The sequence below is a fragment of the Nonomuraea sp. NPDC005650 genome (assembly GCF_040605375.1).
Lineage (GTDB): Bacteria > Actinomycetota > Actinomycetes > Streptosporangiales > Streptosporangiaceae > Nonomuraea.
The window spans coordinates 254,568-272,082 of record NZ_JBEXCR010000007.1; the positions used below are offsets into that span (position 1 = coordinate 254,568).

12 protein-coding genes are annotated in these 17,515 nt (G+C 72.8%); 7 read left to right on the forward strand and 5 right to left on the reverse strand.

Annotated elements, in window-relative coordinates:
- Positions 1–169 precede the first annotated feature (169 nt).
- Positions 170–1,276, forward strand: coding sequence for a nitronate monooxygenase family protein (locus ABZS69_RS14525; protein WP_355371257.1), 1,107 nt, complete (start codon positions 170–172; stop codon positions 1,274–1,276).
- On the opposite strand, the gene ABZS69_RS14530 is transcribed toward ABZS69_RS14525, so the two are convergent.
- The gene (locus tag ABZS69_RS14530) at positions 1,273–2,082 is read right to left on the reverse strand and encodes a crotonase/enoyl-CoA hydratase family protein (protein WP_355371260.1); all 810 of its coding nucleotides are present in this window, start codon (positions 2,080–2,082) and stop codon (positions 1,273–1,275) included. The genes ABZS69_RS14525 and ABZS69_RS14530 overlap by 4 nt on opposite strands.
- A gap of 121 nt (positions 2,083–2,203) precedes the next feature.
- Between ABZS69_RS14530 and ABZS69_RS14535 the strand changes: the two genes are divergently transcribed.
- Genes ABZS69_RS14535 through ABZS69_RS14555 form a run of 5 tightly spaced genes read left to right on the forward strand, consistent with a single transcriptional unit; the run spans position 2,204 to position 8,393 of the window.
- Positions 2,204–3,754, forward strand: coding sequence for an acyl-CoA synthetase (locus ABZS69_RS14535; RefSeq protein WP_355371262.1), 1,551 nt, complete (start codon positions 2,204–2,206; stop codon positions 3,752–3,754).
- The gene (locus tag ABZS69_RS14540; protein ID WP_355371265.1) at positions 3,744–4,643 is read left to right on the forward strand and encodes an OB-fold domain-containing protein; all 900 of its coding nucleotides are present in this window, start codon (positions 3,744–3,746) and stop codon (positions 4,641–4,643) included. Before ABZS69_RS14535 ends, ABZS69_RS14540 begins: the two co-directional genes overlap by 11 nt.
- On the forward strand, positions 4,640–5,659 hold the full coding sequence (locus tag ABZS69_RS14545; protein ID WP_355371268.1) for a thiolase domain-containing protein: 1,020 nt from the start codon (positions 4,640–4,642) through the stop codon (positions 5,657–5,659). The genes ABZS69_RS14540 and ABZS69_RS14545 overlap by 4 nt, the downstream gene beginning before the upstream one ends.
- On the forward strand, positions 5,659–6,807 hold the full coding sequence (locus ABZS69_RS14550; protein ID WP_355371636.1) for a thiolase domain-containing protein: 1,149 nt from the start codon (positions 5,659–5,661) through the stop codon (positions 6,805–6,807). Before ABZS69_RS14545 ends, ABZS69_RS14550 begins: the two co-directional genes overlap by 1 nt.
- Positions 6,807–8,393, forward strand: a complete 1,587-nt coding sequence (locus ABZS69_RS14555) for an acyl-CoA synthetase (protein ID WP_355371271.1) — start codon at positions 6,807–6,809, stop codon at positions 8,391–8,393. Before ABZS69_RS14550 ends, ABZS69_RS14555 begins: the two co-directional genes overlap by 1 nt.
- Positions 8,394–8,467: 74 nt before the next feature.
- On the opposite strand, the gene ABZS69_RS14560 is transcribed toward ABZS69_RS14555, so the two are convergent.
- The 3 genes from ABZS69_RS14560 to ABZS69_RS14570 all read right to left on the reverse strand — a co-directional run bounded on the left by ABZS69_RS14560 (position 8,468) and on the right by ABZS69_RS14570 (position 16,186).
- Entirely contained in the window at positions 8,468–14,578 is a 6,111-nt protein-coding gene (locus ABZS69_RS14560) for a tetratricopeptide repeat protein (protein ID WP_355371274.1), read from the reverse strand.
- An 87-nt stretch (positions 14,579–14,665) separates the two neighbouring features.
- Positions 14,666–15,259 (reverse strand): LysE family translocator, encoded by a 594-nt coding sequence (locus ABZS69_RS14565; RefSeq protein WP_355371277.1) that lies wholly within the window; start codon positions 15,257–15,259, stop codon positions 14,666–14,668.
- 54 nt (positions 15,260–15,313) lie between these two features.
- Positions 15,314–16,186: a LysR family transcriptional regulator gene (locus tag ABZS69_RS14570; RefSeq protein ID WP_355371279.1), complete on the reverse strand. Its 873-nt coding sequence runs from the start codon at positions 16,184–16,186 to the stop codon at positions 15,314–15,316.
- 116 nt (positions 16,187–16,302) lie between these two features.
- On the opposite strand from ABZS69_RS14570, the gene ABZS69_RS14575 reads away from it, so the two are divergent.
- Complete coding sequence (locus ABZS69_RS14575) at positions 16,303–16,827, forward strand: cysteine dioxygenase family protein (protein ID WP_355371281.1); 525 nt, start codon at positions 16,303–16,305, stop codon at positions 16,825–16,827.
- On the opposite strand, the gene ABZS69_RS14580 is transcribed toward ABZS69_RS14575, so the two are convergent.
- The gene (locus tag ABZS69_RS14580; RefSeq protein WP_355371284.1) at positions 16,806–17,456 is read right to left on the reverse strand and encodes an alpha/beta hydrolase; all 651 of its coding nucleotides are present in this window, start codon (positions 17,454–17,456) and stop codon (positions 16,806–16,808) included. The genes ABZS69_RS14575 and ABZS69_RS14580 overlap by 22 nt on opposite strands.
- Between the last annotated feature and the right edge of the window lie 59 nt (positions 17,457–17,515).

Genomic DNA, 17,515 nt, shown 5'->3' on the forward strand with positions numbered 1-17,515 from the left:
GAGTACCCGAAGAGCATTCAGGGGCCCGCGATATGCGGGCCCCTTTTTCATGCCCGGACAAGAGCAAACTAGAACTCGTTATCGTGACAAGTTACTCGCTGGTACCAGACGAAAGGTTCTAGTCTAGAACACGTTGCAGTTAGCGTCGCGCCGGACGTATTGTCGGGCCATGCGGACCCGTGTCACGGACATGTTCGGAATCGAGTTCCCGATCTTCGCTTTCAGCCACTGCAGGGACGTGGTCGCCGCCGTCAGCCGCGCGGGCGGCATGGGGGTGCTCGGCGCGCTCTACTTCACGCCAGACGAGCTCGAGACCGAGCTCAAGTGGATCGACGACCACGTGGACGGCAAGCCGTACGGCGTGGACGTCGTCATGCCCGCCTCCTACGAGGGCGCCGATTTCGCGCCCGAGGAGCTGGTCGGCCGCCTGCAGTCGATGATCCCCGACGGCCACCGGGCCTTCGTCGAGGACCTCCTGGCCCGGCACGGGGTGCCGGCGCTGTCCTCGGACGCCGACCCCGGCAAGGTGCTGCTCGGCTGGACGGACGCCACCGCGCGCCCCCAGGTCGAGGTCGCCCTGCGTCACCCCATCGCCCTGCTGGCCAACGCGCTCGGCCCGCCGCCCGCCGACGTGGTGGACCTCGCCCACGCGCAGGGGGTCAAGGTCGCCGCCCTGGCCTCCACGCCCCGGCACGCGCTCAAGCAGGTGGAGGTCGGCGTGGACGTCGTGGTCGCCCAGGGCACCGAGGCCGGCGGCCACACGGGCGAGATCTCGACGATGGTGCTGATCCCGCAGGTGGTGGACGCGGTGGACGTGCCCGTCCTGGCCGCCGGCGGCATCGGCAACGGCCGCCAGATGGCGGCGGGGATGGCGCTGGGCGCCGAGGGCGTCTGGACCGGCTCGCTCTGGCTCACGGTCGAGGAGGCCGACACCCCGGAGATGGCCAGACGCCGGATCCTGGAGGCCACCTCCCGCGACACGGTCCGCTCGCGCAGCTGGACCGGCAAGCCGGCGCGGCTGCTCAAGAACGCCTGGACGGAGGCGTGGGAGTCGGAGGAGTCGCCCGGCACGCTGCCGATGCCCCTGCAGTTCATGCTGGTGTCGGACGCCCTGCGGCGCATCGGCCGCTCCGACGCGTCCGACCTGGCCACCTTCCCGGCCGGCCAGGTCATCGGCATCACCAACCAGGTCCGCTCGACGAAGGACGTCGTGTTCGGCCTGGTGGAGGAGTACGGTGAGGCGCTCGAACGCCTGGAGCGCCTCACCCAGGACTAGTGCGCGTGGTAGGTCGGAGGGCGCTTCTCGCGGAAGGCCCGGGTGCCTTCCTTGGCGTCCTCCGAGCCGATCACCGGCCAGCCGATCTCGTCCGACACCTTCAGCGCCTCCGGCTCCGGCAGGCCCAGGGTGTCCCGGTACGTGCGCAGGATCGCCTGCACGGAGAGCGGGCCCGAGGCGGCGACGTCCTCGGCCAGTTCCCGGGCCGAGGCCAGCGCCTGGCCGTCGGGCACCACGCGGTTGACCAGTCCCATGGACAGCGCCTCCGCCGCCGTGATCGGGCGGCCGGTCAGGAGGAGGTCCATGGCGTGGCAGTACGGGATCTGCCGGGGCAGGCGTACGGCGCTGCCGCCCATGGGGAAGAGCGCGCGCTTGGCCTCGAACAGCCCCAGCGTGGCCGACTCCGCCACCACCCGCAGGTCCGTCCCCACCAGCAGCTCCGTTCCCCCCGCCACCGCGTAACCCTCGACCGCGCTGATGATCGGCTTGGTGGGCAGGTCCTCCCTGAGCAGGCCCTTCCAGTGGAAGTTGGGGATCTGCGCGGCCCTGGCCTGGACGTCAGGGTCCGTGGAGGGCTGTCCCATGGCCTTGAGGTCGGCCCCCGCGCAGAACGTGCCCTCCGCGCCCGTCAGGATCGCCACCCGGATCCCGGTCTCGGCCGACGCGTACGCCCACGCCGAGGCCAGGCCGATCAACATGTCCGAGGAGAGCGCGTTGCGCGCCTCCGGCCGGTTCATGGTGACGATCAGGACATGGCCGTCGCGTTCGACCCGGCAGTGGGGAGTGCTGATCGGCAGGAGCTCCACGGACGCCTCCGAAGTGTCTAATCAAGCGCTTGCTACGAACTTCGGCCCCAGGATACGCTCCCAGCAGCAAACGAGAACAGGTTCCTGTTTTTTGCTCGCGCCACGACTCCAAGGAGTTCAGATGGGCACGCTCGGTTTCTGGAGGCTCGCGCAGGCGGATCCCGAGTGGATCGCGGCCGTGGACCCCGACGGCACGGAGCATCGCGCGGGCGAGCTGCTCGCCCGCTCCAACCGCCTCGTGCACGGCTTACGCGAGCTCGGGCTCCAGCCCGGCGACGGCATCTGCGGCCTGGTGCCGAACGGGGCGGACGGGCTCGTGCTGTATCTCGCCGCCATGCAGGCCGGCTGGTACTACACCCCGGTCAACTGGCATCTGACCGGCCCCGAAATCGCGTACATCGTCTCTGACAGCGAGGCCAAGGCCTTCTTCGTGCACCCCCGCTACCTCGAAGAGGGCGCCAGGGCGGCCGAGGCGATCGAGCCGCACCGCCGCTTCCTCCTCGGAGAGGGCAAGACGGACGGTTTCCGCCAGGCGAGCGAGCTGACCGACGGCCGGCCGGACACCGCCCCCGCGGACCGCACCGCGGGCGCCACCATGCACTACACCTCGGGCACGACCGGCAAGCCCAAAGGCGTCAGACGCCGGCTGAACGGCCTCGATCCGGACGACTCCGCGGAGCTCATGACGTTCCTGCTCGGACTGTTCGGCATCACCCAGGGCCGCCCCAACGCCCACCTGGTCACCTCCCCGAACTACCACACCGCGGTGACCCAGTTCGGCGGCACCGCGCTGCACATGGGACACACGCTCGTCTACATGGACAGGTGGGACGCCGAGGAGCTGCTCCGGCTCTGCGAGCGCCACGGCGTCACGAACTCCCACCTCGTCCCGACCCACTTCAAGCGGCTGCTCGCGCTGCCGGAGGAGACCCGGGCCGGGTACGACCTGTCCACCCTCAGGTGGATGATCCACGCCGCCGCGCCGTGCCCGGTCCCGGTCAAGTGGGCGATGCTCGAATGGTGGGGCGACTGCGTGTACGAGTACTACGCGGCCACCGAGGGCGGCGGCACCCTGGCCACGCCCGAAGACTGGAAGGCGCACCCGGGCACGGTCGGCAAGGCCTGGCCCATCAGCGAGCTGCTGATCGCGGACGATCAGGGCGAGCCCGTGCCGACCGGGACGGCCGGGACGATCTACATGAAGATGATGGGCGTCCCGTTCGAGTACAAGGGCGACCCCGCCAAGACCGCCGCGAACCGGCTCAAGGAGTACTTCACCGTCGGGGACATCGGATACCTGGACGAGGACGGCTTCCTCTACCTCTGCGACCGCAAGGCCGACATGATCATCTCCGGCGGCGCGAACATCTACCCGGCCGAGATCGAGAACGAGCTCATGGTCCACCCGAAGGTGGCGGACGTGGCCGTGTTCGGCATCCCGGACGAGGAGTGGGGCGAGCAGATCAAGGCCGTGGTCGAGCCCGCCCCGGGCGTCGAGCCCGGCCCCGAGCTGGCCCGCGAGCTGCTCGCGTCGCTGGAGGGCCGCCTGTCCAGGATGAAGTGGCCCAAGAGCGTCGACTTCATCGCCGAGATGCCCCGAGAGCCCAACGGCAAGCTCCTCAAACGCAAGCTCCGCGCCCCGTACTGGGAGGGACACGACCGTGCCATCTGATCCCCTGGTCGCCCAGCACGTCCTGGAGTTCCCAGGCGGCTACACGAGAACCACCGGCCCGGTGATCGGCCGGTTCCTGAGCGAGCTGCGCGGCCGGCGCATCGTCGGGGTCCGGACGAACGACGGCAAGGTGCTCGTCCCGCCCCTGGAGTACGACCCCGCGACCGGCGAGCCGGTCACCGACGAGTACGTCGAGGTAGGCCCGGCCGGCACGGTCACCACCTGGGCATGGGTGGAGGAGCCGCTCGAAGGCCACCCGCTCGACCGCCCCTTCGCCTGGGCGCTGATCAAGCTGGACGGGGCCGACACCGCGCTGCTGCACGCCGTGGACGCGGACAACCCCAAGGCGCTGGCCGTGGGTGCACGCGTCTGGCCGGTCTGGAGCGACCGGCCCACCGGCCACATCCGCGACATCTCCCATTTCGCCCCCGAGGTCACGAGGATCGTGTCCAGCGTGCGCGCCGAGTACCGCCTCCAGGCGGGCGGCGCGCTGCGCGTCTTCCTGGAGGGCGTCCGGCGCGGCGTCTTCCTCGGGGGGCGGTGCGAGAGCTGCGACAAGGTGTACGTGCCCTACCGCGAGTCCTGCCCCGAATGCGGGAGCGGCATCGCGGAGACGCTCGAACTGCCCGACACCGGCACGATCACCACGTTCGCCATCAACAACCTGCCTGATCCCCGGGCCCCGCAGGTGCCGTTCGTGTCGGCGTACATCCTTATCGACAACGCCGACATCCCCATGATCGCGCTCATCGGGGACGTACCCGCTCACGAGGTGCGCCAGGGCATGCGGGTCAAGGCGGTCTGGGTGCCGGAGAGCGAGCGCACGGCGTCAATGTCGAACATCCGCTGGTTCGCTCCCACCGGCGAGCCCGATGTGGAGCTGTCATGAGAGATGTCGCGATCGTCGCGTTCGCCCAGACCCGGCACACCGACCACGACGCCGGGCAGACCGAGCCCGAGCTGATCCTGCCCGTGATCAACGAGGTCAAGGAGCGCACCGGGCTCAAGAGGTTCGGCTTCACCTGCTCCGGCAGTTGCGACTACCTCGCGGGCGCCCCGTTCTCGTTCGTGTCCGCCCTCGACGCGCTGGGCGCCTGGCCGCCCATCTCGGAGAGCCACGTGGAGATGGACGGCGCCTGGGCCCTGTACGAGGCGTGGGTCCGGCTCCAGCACGGCGACATCGACTCGGCCCTGGTCTACGGGTTCGGCAAGTCGTCGCTGGGCGACCTGCGCACGATCATGACGATCCAGCTCGACCCGTACTATCTGGCGCCGCTCGGCCTCGACCTGCTCTCCTACGCCGCGCTCCAGGCCGGCGCCGTCGGCGCGGACCGGACGGAGCTCGACGAGATCGTCCGCCGGAGCCGGGCGGACGGGCGGAGCAATCCGTACGCGCTCGATCTGCCCGATCCGGACGGCGAGGACTTCGCGCTGCAACCGCTGAAGAAGACGGACGTGCCGCCCATCACGGACGGCGCGGCGGCGATCGTGCTCGCGGCCGGCGACCTGGCCGGGGAGCTGTGCCCGAATCCCGCCTACATCAGGGGCATCGCCCACCGCATCGAACCCCACTACCTGGGCATGCGGGATCTCTCGGTGTCCGCCTCCGCGGCCGACGCGGCACGGGCGGCAGGGGTCGGCAAGGGGCCCGTCGAGGTGGCCGAGCTGCACGCCCAGTTCCCCCACGAGGAGATCATCCTGCGCCGCGCGCTGGAGCTGCCCGGCGAGACGGTGATCAACCCGTCCGGCGGCCCGCTGGCCGCCAACCCCGTCATGGCCACGGGCCTCATCCGCATCGGCGAGGCCGCGCGGCGCATCCTCGACGGCGACGCGAGCCGCACCGTCGGGCACGCGGCCGGCGGCCCCTGCCTGCAGCACAACCTCGTCACCGTCCTGGAGGCATGATGGGCAACCGATGCGCGGTCATCGGCGTCGGGCAGACGCACTACACGACCAAACGCAGGGACGTGTCGATCGCCGGGCTGGTGCGCGAGGCGGCGCTGCGGGCGCTGGAGGACGCCGGGCTGTCGTTCAAGGACATCGACGCCGTGGTCATCGGCAAGGCGCCGGACCTGTTCGAGGGCGTGATGATGCCGGAGTCGTACCTGGCCGACGCCCTCGGCGCCGCGGGCAAGCCGATGATGCGCGTGCACACGGCGGGCAGCGTGGGCGGCTCCACGGCGCTGGTCGGCGCCAGCCTCATCCAGGGCGGCGTACACGACCGGGTGCTGGTGGTGGCGTTCGAGAAGCAGTCGGAGTCGAACGCCACATGGGCGCTGTCCACGCACCTGCCGTTCAACGCGTCGCTGGTCGTGGGCGCGGGCGGCTACTTTGCGCCGCACATCCGCGAGTACATGCGCAGATCGGGCGCGCCCGATCACATCGGGACGCTGGTGGCGGTCAAGGACCGGCTCAACGCGCTCAGGAACCCGTACGCGCACCTCAAGATCCCCGGCATCGACCAGAAGATGGTCGAGTCCACGCCGATGTTGTGGGAGCCGATCCGCTACCTGGAGACCTGCCCGTCCAGCGACGGCGCCTGCGCGATGGTGCTGTCGTCGGAGTCGAAGGTCACCGGCACCCCGGCCTGGGTACACGGCACCGCCATGCGCTCCGAGCCGATCTTCCGCGCCGGGCGCGACACGGTCAGCCCGCAGGCGGGCAAGGACTGCGCGGCCGACGTCTACCGCCAGGCCGGCATCGCCGACCCGCGGCGGCAGATCGACGTGGCCGAGACGTACGTGCCGTTCTCCTGGTACGAGCCGATGTGGCTGGAGAACCTGGGGTTCGCGGCGGACGGGGAGGGGTGGAAGCTCACCGAGTCGGGCGCGACGGCGCTCGACGGTGACATCCCGTGGAACGCCTCGGGCGGGGTGCTGTCGAGCAACCCGATCGGGGCCTCGGGACTGATCAGGTTCGCCGAGGCCGCGCTGCAGGTGCGCGGGATGGCGGGCGAGCACCAGGTGGACGGCGCCCGCACGGCGCTCGGCCACGCCTATGGCGGGGGAGCCCAGTTCTTCGCGATGTGGATCGTCGGACGGGAGAGACCCTGATGGAGTTCAACCACGCTGACCTGTTCGAAGGGCTCGCGGACGCGATCGGGGACAGGACCGCCGTCGTCTGCGGCTCCGACCGGCGCACCTACGCCGAACTGGAGGCCGAGTCGAACCGGCTCGCCCACTACCTCATGGACCTCGGCATCCAGCCCGGCCAGCACGTCGGCCTGCACCTCTACAACGGCGTCGAGTACGTGGCGGGCCTGCTGGCCGCGTTGAAGATCCGGGCCGTGCCGATCAACGTCAACTACCGCTACGTCGAGGCCGAGCTGCTCTACCTCTACCGCGACTCCGACCTCCGGGCGCTGGTCTACGACGTGGAGTTCGACGCGCGGGTGGCCGCCGTGGCGGACCGGGCGCCGCTGCTGGAGCACCTGATCTCGGTGGGCGGGCCGTCGGCGATCGGCGCGGCGGTGCCGTACGAGACCGCTTTGGAGCGCGGGAGGCCGGAACGCGGCTTCCCGGCCCGCTCGGGCAACGACGTCTACATCATCTACACCGGCGGCACCACGGGCATGCCCAAGGGGGCCATGTGGCGCGTCGAGGACCTGTTCATGGCCTTCGGCGGCGGCAACCCGTACGGCGAGCCGCGCGCCACCCCGCGTGAGGTGATCGACGAGGCCGTCAAGGCCAACCCCATGGTGATGATGGCCGCGCCGCCGCTGATGCACGGGGCCGCGCAGATGGCCACGTTCATCGCCTGGTGGATGGGCGCGACCATGGTCTACGTGCGCAAGTTCGACGCCGAGGACGTGTGGCGGGCGGTCGAGCGCGAACGCGTCTTCACCATGAACATCACCGGCGACGCCATGGCCAGGCCCCTGGCCGAGGCGCTGGAGAAGGGCGGCTACGACGTCTCCTCGCTGTTCGTGGTCAGCTCGACCGGGGCGATCCTGTCGGGCGCGGTGCGCGACCGGCTCCAGGAGGCGCTCCCGAACATCGGGATCCTGGACAACTTCGGCTCCACCGAGTCCGGCTTCACCGCGTCGGGCGTGGCCGGGTCCTCGCCGGAGAAGGGCCTGCGCTACCAGCCGAACTCCGTGGTCAAGCTGTCCGTCCTCGACGAACGGCACCGGCCCGTCGAGCCCGGTTCCGGGCAGCTCGGAACGGTGGCCAGGTCCGGGCGGGTGGCGTTCGGCTACTACAACGACCCCGACAAGACGGCCCGGACGTTCGTCACCGACGCGGACGGCACGCGCTGGCTGCTGACCGGCGACCTGGCGACCGTGGACACCGACGGGACCGTGAACGTGTTCGGCCGCGGCTCGCAGTGCATCAACACCGGCGGGGAGAAGGTGTTCCCCGAGGAGGTCGAGGCGGTGCTCAAGGGGCATCCGTCGGTGTTCGACGCGGTGGTGACCGGGGTGCCGGACGAGCGGTGGGGGAACAGGGTCGCGGCCGTGGTGGAGCCGCGGCCGGGCGTCGAGGTCACGGCCGAGCAACTGGACACGCACTGCCGGACGCTGCTGTCGGGTTACAAGGTGCCTCGTACGTACGCGTTCGTGGCGGAAATGGTGCGCTCGCCGGCGGGCAAGGCCGACTACCGCTGGGCCCGCGAAACGGTGCAGGCGAGCGAGGCCTGAAGCCCGTCGAGGGGATCCGGAGCTGCCGCAGCTCCTTTCCGGGTGCCTAGGGCTCGTCAGGCCCTTTCCGGCGCTCAGAGCTGCCGCAGCTCCTCTTCGATCGCCGTCCTCTCGTCGCGCCTGCCCGTCTTCTCCAGCAGCCTCAGTCTGCCCCGCAGCACGTCGCGGAGCAGGTCGGCGACGCCGTCGCGGGCCACCAGGTCCCGCAGCAGCCCGGCGGAGACCCGCAGCGCCGCGTCGGCGGCGTCGTCCCTGCCCAGCTCCTGCTGGCAGAGGCCGAGCCGGGCGTGCGCCACGGCCCTGGACAGCTCGTCCCGGGTCACCTGCGTGGCGCGGTGGAAGACGAGCCCGGCCTCCAGTGCCCGGCCCGCCTCCATGAGCGCGTCACCCAGCATGAGCATCGCCCTGGACAGCAGCTCGCGCTGCATCGGGTTCGCCCGGCCGGACCGCTGCTCGCCCGGGCTTCCCGGGCTGAACCGCTCCAGCGCCGCGACCGCCTCCCGCAGCGGCTGGATCGCGTCGGCGGCCAGGCCCCGCATCCTGAGCGCGGAGGCCAGCGTGAGGCAGGCGCCCGCCCGGCTGGTGTGCAGGGCCTGGGCGTTCATGCCGGTGGTCAGCAGCTCGTCGTAGATCCCGATGGCCTCCCTGGCCCTGGCCTCGGCCTCGGTCCCCTCGTCCAGGCCGATCAGGGGCAGCAGCTCGGAGCTCTGCGCCAGGGAGTCGGCGAGGACGGCCCGGTACGTGAGATCGTCCGGCGACCTCCTGGCCCGCGGGATCAGCTCCTCGACGAGCGCGTTGGCCTCGGCGAGCTCGCCGCGCATCATGTGGCACCGGACGAGGCGCTGGGTGGCCAGCGCGTGCTTGACCGTGCCCGGCGGCTGGCCGGCGGCGGCGATCCCGGCGTACTCGGCGGCCTCCTCCGGGCGTCCGGCGGCCAGCAGGTCGTCGGCGATCACCGCGGCGGTGTCGGCGGCCTCCCGCTGCTCCGACAGGTCCGTGTAGAGCCGCAGGGCCTCCTTGAGCTGCCCCAGCGCCTCCTGCTCCCTGCCGAACCCCCGCAGCACCTGCCCGCGCACCCGGATCGCCTGAGCCCGCACGCGACGCAGCTCCTGGCCGTGCTCCGTGGTCCGGTCCAGTTCGGCCAGGGACCAGGTGATCGCCTCCAGGGCGGCCTGGGGGCGGTCGAGCATGGCGAGGGCGGCGCCGAGCCGGGCGTACGTGACGGCGGCCACGGCCGGGTCGTCGAGCTCGTCGCAGAGGTCGGCGGCCCGCTCGCAGTGCGCCAGCGCCTCCACGGGACGGCCCTGTTCGAGCAGCAGGACGGAGTAGCGGTTCAGGACGCCCGCCAGCGCGCCGCCCGGCCGCCCGGCGAGCAGGTCGACGGCCTGCTCCAGAACGCCGAGATCGGCCTGGCCGAGCCGGGCGAGCGCGGCCAGCGCCAGGCCGAGCCGTTCCCGGTGGTCGCCGGAGAAGGCGGCCAGGCCCCGGTAGACCCGGACGGCCAGTTCCGCGCAGAGCACCGCCGCGCTTTCCTGGGCGGCGGCGCCGAGCCGCATCAGGCACCGCGCGTACCGGTCGTGCGTCTCGGGGCCGCCACCACCGCTCAGGGGCACCTCCCGCTCCAGCGCGTCCGTGAACGACGCGAGCGCGGGAAGCAGCTCGGACGGGTCGCCCGGGTAGGTCGCGATCGCCTCGATGAGCGTTCCGAGCACCTCCGTCCCCGGAAGTGGCCGCAGGTCGAGTATCCGGCGGTAGAGGGCGGTTCCCGCGGCGGGTCCCGCCTCCTCGACCCGCATCCTGGCCAGCCGCGCGAGGGCCAGCAGGTGCACGCCGGCGAGATCCGGCGGCGGGTCGACCATCGACGCGGTGCCCTCGGCCAGCTTCGGCCCGGCCGCGCCGGGCTCGTGCAGCTCGGCCAGGCAGAGGCCGGCGAGCTCCAGGCAGGCGGCGGTGAGCGGCCGGTCGCCCGCCGCGTCCGCCGGCGACATGACGTCGAGGGCCCGGGTGACCGACTGGAGGGCGCCTTCGGCGTCCTGCCCGGCGAAGCGGATGCCGCCCTGCAGGCGCAGCGCCCCGGCGAGGGCGGGGGTGGCCGCGAGCCCTTCCGACACGAGCCCGTCGTACAGCTCGACCAGCCGGTCGGCCGCCGCCTCCGCGTCGGCCGGCCGGCCGAGGTGGGAGAGCGCCGCCGTGTCCAGGATCAGCAGCTCGGCCAGCTCCGTACGGAAGACGACGCTCGTCTCGGCCATCGGCTCGTAGGACTCGATGGCGGTGAGCAGGTGCGGTCTGGCCTCCCCGTGCCGTCCCAGCCCCACGAGCGCCCGGCCGAGCGCCGCCGCCACCATCCCCACGGCGATCGCGTGCGGCCGCTCCGGACCGGGCTCCCGCTGCGGCGTTTCCGGTACGGGGTGGCGGCGCAGCAGCTCGGCCGCCTGCGTCGCGAGCACGAACCCGTCCCCGGCCCGCCCCACGTCCGTCCAGGCGCGGGCGAGCACGGCCTGTGCGGAGATGTAGGCGTGGATCTCCGGCGTGCCGCCCTCCTCGGCGGCCTGCCTGCACTCCACCAGCCGCCGCTCCGCACCGAGCACGGCCTCCTCCGGCCGCGAGGTGACCAGCTCCAGCAGCCACGGCCGGCCGCCCGTATGGCCGGCCTCCGGCTCCAGCCGCCCCGCCCGCGCCCGCGTCTCGGACGCGTGCCGCGCGAAGGACCCGCCCTCCGCCCTCGGGAAGGACCCGCTCTCCGTACGCGGGAGGGGCCCGTCGTCAGCACGCGCGGAGGAGCCGTCCGCGGCGCTCAGCTCGTCGTACAGGTCGGCGGCGAGCTCCAGCTGGGCCCGGCCGTCGGCGGGTCGTCCGAGCTCGTCCAGGCACAGGCCGAGCAGCCGCCTGGCCTTCGCCCGCGTGGCCGGGTGCCCTTCGAACGCCACGCTCATTGCCTCCTGCAACGGCCCCAGCGCCGCCTCGGGCCGGTCGTCGACCAGCAGCAGCTCGCCCAGCTCCAGCAGCTGCCCGGTCAGGCCGCGTCGGTGCTCGTCGGGCTCCAGGGCGACCAGGGCGCGCAGGTTGCGTACGGCTTCGGCGGCGGACCGCACGGCGGCGTCCAGGTCGTCCGTCCGGGCATGGAGCCCGGACAGCAGCCCGGCGGAGTCGGCGAGCATGGATCGCAGGCCGGGCTCCTGGGCGGCGAGGCCGCGCAGCCGTACGACGGCCTCCGAGGCGGGGACGACGGCGTCGGCCGGCCTGCCCTGTTCGTCGAGCCAGGCGGCCAGGAGGTGGAGGTGGAGGGCCAGGTCCCGGTTCGTGGGGGCCACGCCCTTGACGGCCGCGGTGGCGGCGACGGCGAGGCAGGCGGCCAGCTCGGGCAGCGCGCCGCCGTCCGTCTCCTCGAACGGCACCAGCGGCCCGGGCGCGGGCCCGGCGGCCACCGGCACCGGCCCGTCCGCCTCCCGTCGCGGCACCATGGCCGGGGAGTGAGGCCCTCCGTGGGGCGGCGCGACGGTCGGCGCGGAGAGCAACCCCATCGGCGGCGTGTCGCCCGGCTGGAATCCGACCCCCGGTGGCGGCGGGAAGGCCGGCTGGGCGCGCACCCCCGGCTGCGGCGGCCTGGGGCGCAGGCCCGGTTGCGTGGTCGGCTCGGGGCCTGGCCACGCGGTGGCGGGTGCTCCCGGTCGTGGGGTGGCGGGTGGGTGAGGGGAGGCGGAGACGAGCGCCGCCAGGTGCCCCGCGGTGCCGGCGTCGCCGCCCGCCGCCTCGAACGCCGCCACCGCCTCGTCCAGCCGCCCGAGCTCCAGCAGCGCGCACGCCACGTTGTGATGCGCCCGAGCCGCCTCTCCGACATACCCCGAGTCCTCCTCGGCCAGGATGCGGAACCGGGCCGCCGCCTCCTGCGCGGGCTTGAGCGCGGAACCGGCCTCGCCCGCGAGCAGCAGGCACGCCCCCAGGCTGAACAGCGCCTCCGCCCGCCCGGTAGCCGCCTCGTACGGGGGAGCGGCCGCGTGGAGCTCGACGGCCTCCGCCGCCGCCACGACCGCCTCGCCGACCCGCCCCACGGCCACCAACCGCCCGGACAGCCAGGACAGCGCCCCGGCCAGCGCGATCGGCTCGCCGACGGCCCGGCGGTGCCGTACGGCCAGCTCGCCGAGGGTGACGTGCAACGCCCGCAACCCCAGCCCCGCGCCCCGCTCGTCGCCCAGCAGGGCGGAGGCGGACTCGGCGAGCTCCCGGTCGGCGGGGAACAGCGTGAGCGCGGCGTTGAGCAGGTCCCCGAGCCGGGTGGCGGGGTTGGCCGCGGCCTCGGCGACCATCGCGCCGATCCTGGCCCCGACCAGGGACCGCAGCGCCGACCCGACCCGCGCCCGGTCGGCGGACAGGCGCAGCACGTGGAGCAGGTGAACGAGGTGCTGGACCGTGCGGCCCTCGTGATCGTGGAGGGCGAGCACGAGCTCGTCCAGGCCCTCCGTCTCGGCCAGGAGCTCCTCGGCCACCAGGTCGGGGCCCAGCTCGCCACTAGGGAAGACGATGCCCAGCCAGCGGGCCGCGCCCATGGTGCCGCCCCGCAGTCCGGGCACGGCCGTCAGCAGGCCCGGCAGCTCGGCGGGCGCCGGCGCGGTGAGCGTCGGCACCGCCACGGCCTGGCGTGCCGTCACGTCGTCCACGCTCTCGTGTTCGGCGGGCCAGACCCGCGCCCACTGGTCGCTCTCCCGTGCCAGGAACCGCCGGAGCAGCCCGCCGCCGTGCAGCCGCATCGGTTGCGTGCGCGGGTCGGCGTCGCGCGCGTGCGCGGGCGGTTCGCCGTCGGGCGAGGGCACCGGCAGCTCGTCGTCGGACAGCCGCAGCAGGGCCGCCAGGTGGACGTGGAGGGGGAGGCCGTGCTCCGGGTCGTCGAGGCGTGGCGGGGCGGGCAGGGCGGCCCGGCTGGGGGCGAACGCCTTCATGGCCGCGAGCGCGTGGTCGGTGCGCTCCGCCAGCGTGAGCGGGTGGGTGTTGAGCTGGACCGTTGTAGAGGTGAGCCGCCGCAGCCAGCCGCCGGCCGCCGTGTCGAGCCGCCGCCACCAGCCCGCCTCGCCGAGCTCGCGGGCCAGCAGCAGGAGCCGTACGCGAGGGTTGCGCCCGTGCCTGGCCAGGCGGCGTACCAGCTCGCCCACCAGGGGAGGGGACGGATCTGGATGATCCACCACGAGCAGGGTCGGGCGTAACGCCTCCAGGGTCCGGCCGGCCAGCGGGCCGCCGGCGGAGTCCAGCGGCAGGAATCCGGTGTCCCACCCGGCCTCGGCCAGCTCCACGCAGAGCTCGCCCGCCAGCCTCGTCTTGCCCGTGCCGCTCCGGCCGGTCAGCACCGCGATCGACAGGGCGGCCGGTTCGGCGGCCCACGCTCGCAGGTCCGCCAGCTCCTCGTCCCTCCCCAGGAACGGCACCACCGCGTGCCGAGCCATCAGCAGCGTCCAGTCCGAGCAGTCCTGGGGCAGCCGCTCGCGGGCGGGGGTCAGGAGGTCGGAGAGGATCACCGCGGGGTCGTCCTCCGCCACGGTCTCCAGCCGGCCGGGCGCGACGCCCGCCAGCTCGCGGAACCGTTCGTCGCCCAGCAGCGCGGTCGCGGGCACCGCGTCCAGGTGCGCGCTCCCGGTGGAGCCGCCGACGATCACGCCGATGATCTGCCCGGCCGGCTCGGCGAGCAGTACGGCGCCCGACAGGCCCCGCGTGAGCGGCGGCGACGCGGGCTCGGGGCTCAGCACGCTGACCGCCAGGGTCCTCGACACCGTGCCGGTGGGGGCGTCGACCAGACCGGTCACCGTCTCCGCGTCCCGGACCCCGGCCCGCCGCCCCAGCCGCGCGAAGCCTCTGGCCACGCAGCGCACCCTGAAGCCCGGTCCACCGGAGGAGGCGGCGACCCTGGCCCAGCGGACGTGTTCGATGCCGGGGACGCCGGCCCACGGCGCTCCGGCGACCCGCAGGAGCACCGGGCCCGCCCCGCCGCGTCCGCGCCACACCTGCTCGGCCTCGGCCCACCGGCCAGAATCCGGCGTGCGTACCTGGCACGGCAGGCCGGGGGCCACCACGGGCCCAGAGGTCAGCACCAGATCGGCGCCGATCGCATAGCCGGAGCCGGTCACGCCGACGAGGTCGTCGTGACCCGAGTAGACCTCGACGACCCGTTCGAGCCCGAGGCGGTGCGGTGGCGTGTCCATGAGGTCCGCCTCTTAGCTACGTCCCGACGTGCCGTCCCCCTGATCTGATCTCACTATCGCACTATGAGCCAGAAATTTCCTGGCTTGTCAGGCCTTCTCGGTTGTGAGCCAGGCCGCCAGACCCAGGTAGACCAGCCCGCTGCCCACGTTCAGACGGCGGTGCGCACGGGCGGACCCGCGCATCCGGCCGGCCAGCGCCGACGAGAGCATCGCGTACGTGCCGTCGGACACGATCCCCAGCACCAGCCACAGCGCCCCGAACACCAGGATCTGCGGGCCGACGGGCCCCAGTTCCGGGTGGGTGAACTGGGGCAGGAACGCCAGGAAGAAGATGGCCGTCTTGGGGTTGAGCACGTTCACCACGAAGCCCTCCCAGAACAGCCGCCGCCTCGACTGCACCCGCAACTCCACCACCTGCTCGCCCTCGCCGCGCTGCATCAGCTTGCGGACGCCGAGCCAGACCAGGTAGGCCACACCCACGTACTTCACGATCGTGAACGCCGTGGCCGAGGCCGCCAGCAGCGCGCTGATGCCCAGCGCCGCCGCCGCGATGTGGACGAGCGAGCCCGCGTGCACGCCGAGCACCGAGATCACGCCCGCGCCACGGCCCTGGGAGACGCTCCGGGTGACGATGTAGAGGACCGCCGGTCCGGGGACCACGAGCAGCCCGAGAGTGGCCACACAGAAGAGGGCAAGTGACGAAATATCCGGCATAGGGTCATCGTAGAGGCGGCGTCAAAGGCTTTCCCGCAGCGCCGCCCGCAGTGCGGCCAGCAGCGCCTCCGTGGCCGGCGGATGGGGCGGCTCGCCGTGGACGGCGGCGTACACGTGCCGGGTCGAGCCGGGCACCTCGGCCACCTGCACGTCCGGATTGCGGTGGGCCCGCAGCGCCAGCCCCGGCAGCAGGGTCAGGCCCAGCCCGGCCGCCACCAGGGCCTGCACGGCCACGATGTCGTCGCTGGTGAACGAGATCCGCGGCGCGAACCCCGCCTTCTCACAGATGTCCAGCAAATGGCTCCTGCACCGGTCGCATCCCGCGATCCAGGCCGAGTCCGCGTGGTCGGCCAGCTCGCCCACCGGGCCGTCGGCCACCAGGTAACTGGGGTCGTCGAGGAGATGGATCATGCGGATGTCGTCGTCCTCGGGCGCGGTGCCGTCGTACCGGAAGATCACGGCCACGTCCACCCGCCCCGACCGCAGCAGCCTGAGCGCCTCCGGCGGCTCGATCTCGGTGAGCTGCAGGCGCAGCCCGGGGTGCGCGGCGGACAGCAGCCCCGCCGCCTTCGGGACGAACGTGCCCAGCGCGGAGGGGAACGCCGCCAGCCGTACGCGCCCCGAACGCAGCCCCACGTGTGCGGCGAGCTCCTCGGCGGTGGCGTCGAGGCGGCTGATGATCTCCGCGGCCCGCTCGGCGAGCAGCCGGCCCGCCTCCGTGAGCCTGATGCCGCGCCCGACCCGCTGCACCAGCCGTGCCCCGGTCTCCGCCTCCAGGCGGGCCAGGTGGTGGCTGACCGAGGGCTGCGAGTAGTGGAGCTCCTTGGCGGCGGCGGTCAGCGAGCCCTTACGGGCGACCGCGACGAGAACGCGAAGGCGCACGACATCCAGCATTCATCAATCGTATCTATAGGTGGGCCATAGAACTTCTGTTGGACCTATCGGTTGAGGTGTAGCACCGTGGAAGGGGAAGGATAATTGCCTGCTTTCCCTAGGGGGACGCTATGAATATGGCCGCTTCCGCCGCCGTGAGACCCGGGCTCGGCCCGCTCGTGACCGGCATCTCCGAGATCGTGGCGCGGCGCCTCGAGCGCGGCAGGACCGCGTACGCCGTCGCGGACCTGCTACGTAGCCGGCTCCCCGGGCTCGACATCCTCACGCCGCGCGAACGCGAGGGCTCGCCCGACGGCTACGTGTCCCAGCCGCTCCACAGCGAGGAGGGCTTCTCCATCGTGAGCGTGGTGTGGCGCCCCGGCCAGGAGACGCTGATCCACGACCACGTGTCGTGGTGCACGTTCGGCATCATCAGCGGGATCGAGCACGAGACGCTTTATCGCGACATGGGCGACCACCTGGTGGAGATCGGGCGCGCCGACAACAGGCCCGGCGAGGTGAGCGGGTTCGCGCCGCCCGGGGACATCCACAAGGTCCGCAACACCAGCGACGAGGTGGGGGTCTCGATCCACGTGTACGGGGCGGACGTGGCCCGGCTCGGCAGCAGCGTGCGCCGCCTCTACGACCTGCCGGTGAGGTAGCCCTCCAGGAGGTCGGCCAGCTCCTTCGGCCGGGCCAGCATGGGGGCGTGGCCGCCGTCGATCTCGTCGGGCGTGACGCCGAGCCGGTCGCGGACGACCTGGCGCATGAAGCCGGGCGTGAAGAATCGGTCGTCCCGGCACAGCAGGAACCTCGTCGGCACGTCGGGCCACGCGTCCAGCGGCCACGGCTCCGCCATGGCCTTGTCCGTGTGATCCCGCCCCCGGGTCAGCAGCTCCTCGGCCACGTCCTTCGGCACGTCGTGCAGGAAGAGGTCGATCGGGTCGGACATGTCCTTCGAGTCGAACCCCGTGTTGGCCCACCAGTTGGACGGCGGCTCGCCGGGGGCCGGGATCATGGCCGTGACCAGCACCAGGAGGTCGACGGGCGTGCGGGCGCAGACGAGCGGCCCGACGAAGCCGCCCCACGAGTGCGCCACGACGACGAGGTCGCCCCGGCCCGCGACCGCCTCCACCACCGCGTCGGCGAGGTCGAGCAGGCCGGCGGACTCGTCCTCGATCGGCAGGCTCACCGCGACCACGTCGTGCCCCCGGTCGCGCAGCTCGGGCTCAAGCAGGTGCCAGTCCCACGCGGACCCGCCGCCCCCATGGATCAATGCGAACGTCGCCATGCCGCTCACCATAGCGGTCCGCCTGAGTTGTACAAATTTATTTGCGCAATTTTTCTTTC

What these genes read in the sequence shown, in the direction of transcription:
- ABZS69_RS14535 (WP_355371262.1), top strand. Translation starts at nt 2,204, where the DNA reads ATGGGCACGCTCGGTTTCTGGAGGCTCGCGCAGGCGGATCCCGAGTGG.
- ABZS69_RS14570 (WP_355371279.1), bottom strand. Translation starts at nt 16,186, where the DNA reads ATGCTGGATGTCGTGCGCCTTCGCGTTCTCGTCGCGGTCGCCCGTAAG.
- ABZS69_RS14550 (WP_355371636.1), top strand. Translation starts at nt 5,659, where the DNA reads ATGGGCAACCGATGCGCGGTCATCGGCGTCGGGCAGACGCACTACACG.
- ABZS69_RS14580 (WP_355371284.1), bottom strand. Translation starts at nt 17,456, where the DNA reads ATGGCGACGTTCGCATTGATCCATGGGGGCGGCGGGTCCGCGTGGGAC.
- ABZS69_RS14560 (WP_355371274.1), bottom strand. Translation starts at nt 14,578, where the DNA reads ATGGACACGCCACCGCACCGCCTCGGGCTCGAACGGGTCGTCGAGGTC.
- ABZS69_RS14555 (WP_355371271.1), top strand. Translation starts at nt 6,807, where the DNA reads ATGGAGTTCAACCACGCTGACCTGTTCGAAGGGCTCGCGGACGCGATC.
- ABZS69_RS14545 (WP_355371268.1), top strand. Translation starts at nt 4,640, where the DNA reads ATGAGAGATGTCGCGATCGTCGCGTTCGCCCAGACCCGGCACACCGAC.
- ABZS69_RS14525 (WP_355371257.1), top strand. Translation starts at nt 170, where the DNA reads ATGCGGACCCGTGTCACGGACATGTTCGGAATCGAGTTCCCGATCTTC.
- ABZS69_RS14575 (WP_355371281.1), top strand. Translation starts at nt 16,303, where the DNA reads ATGGCCGCTTCCGCCGCCGTGAGACCCGGGCTCGGCCCGCTCGTGACC.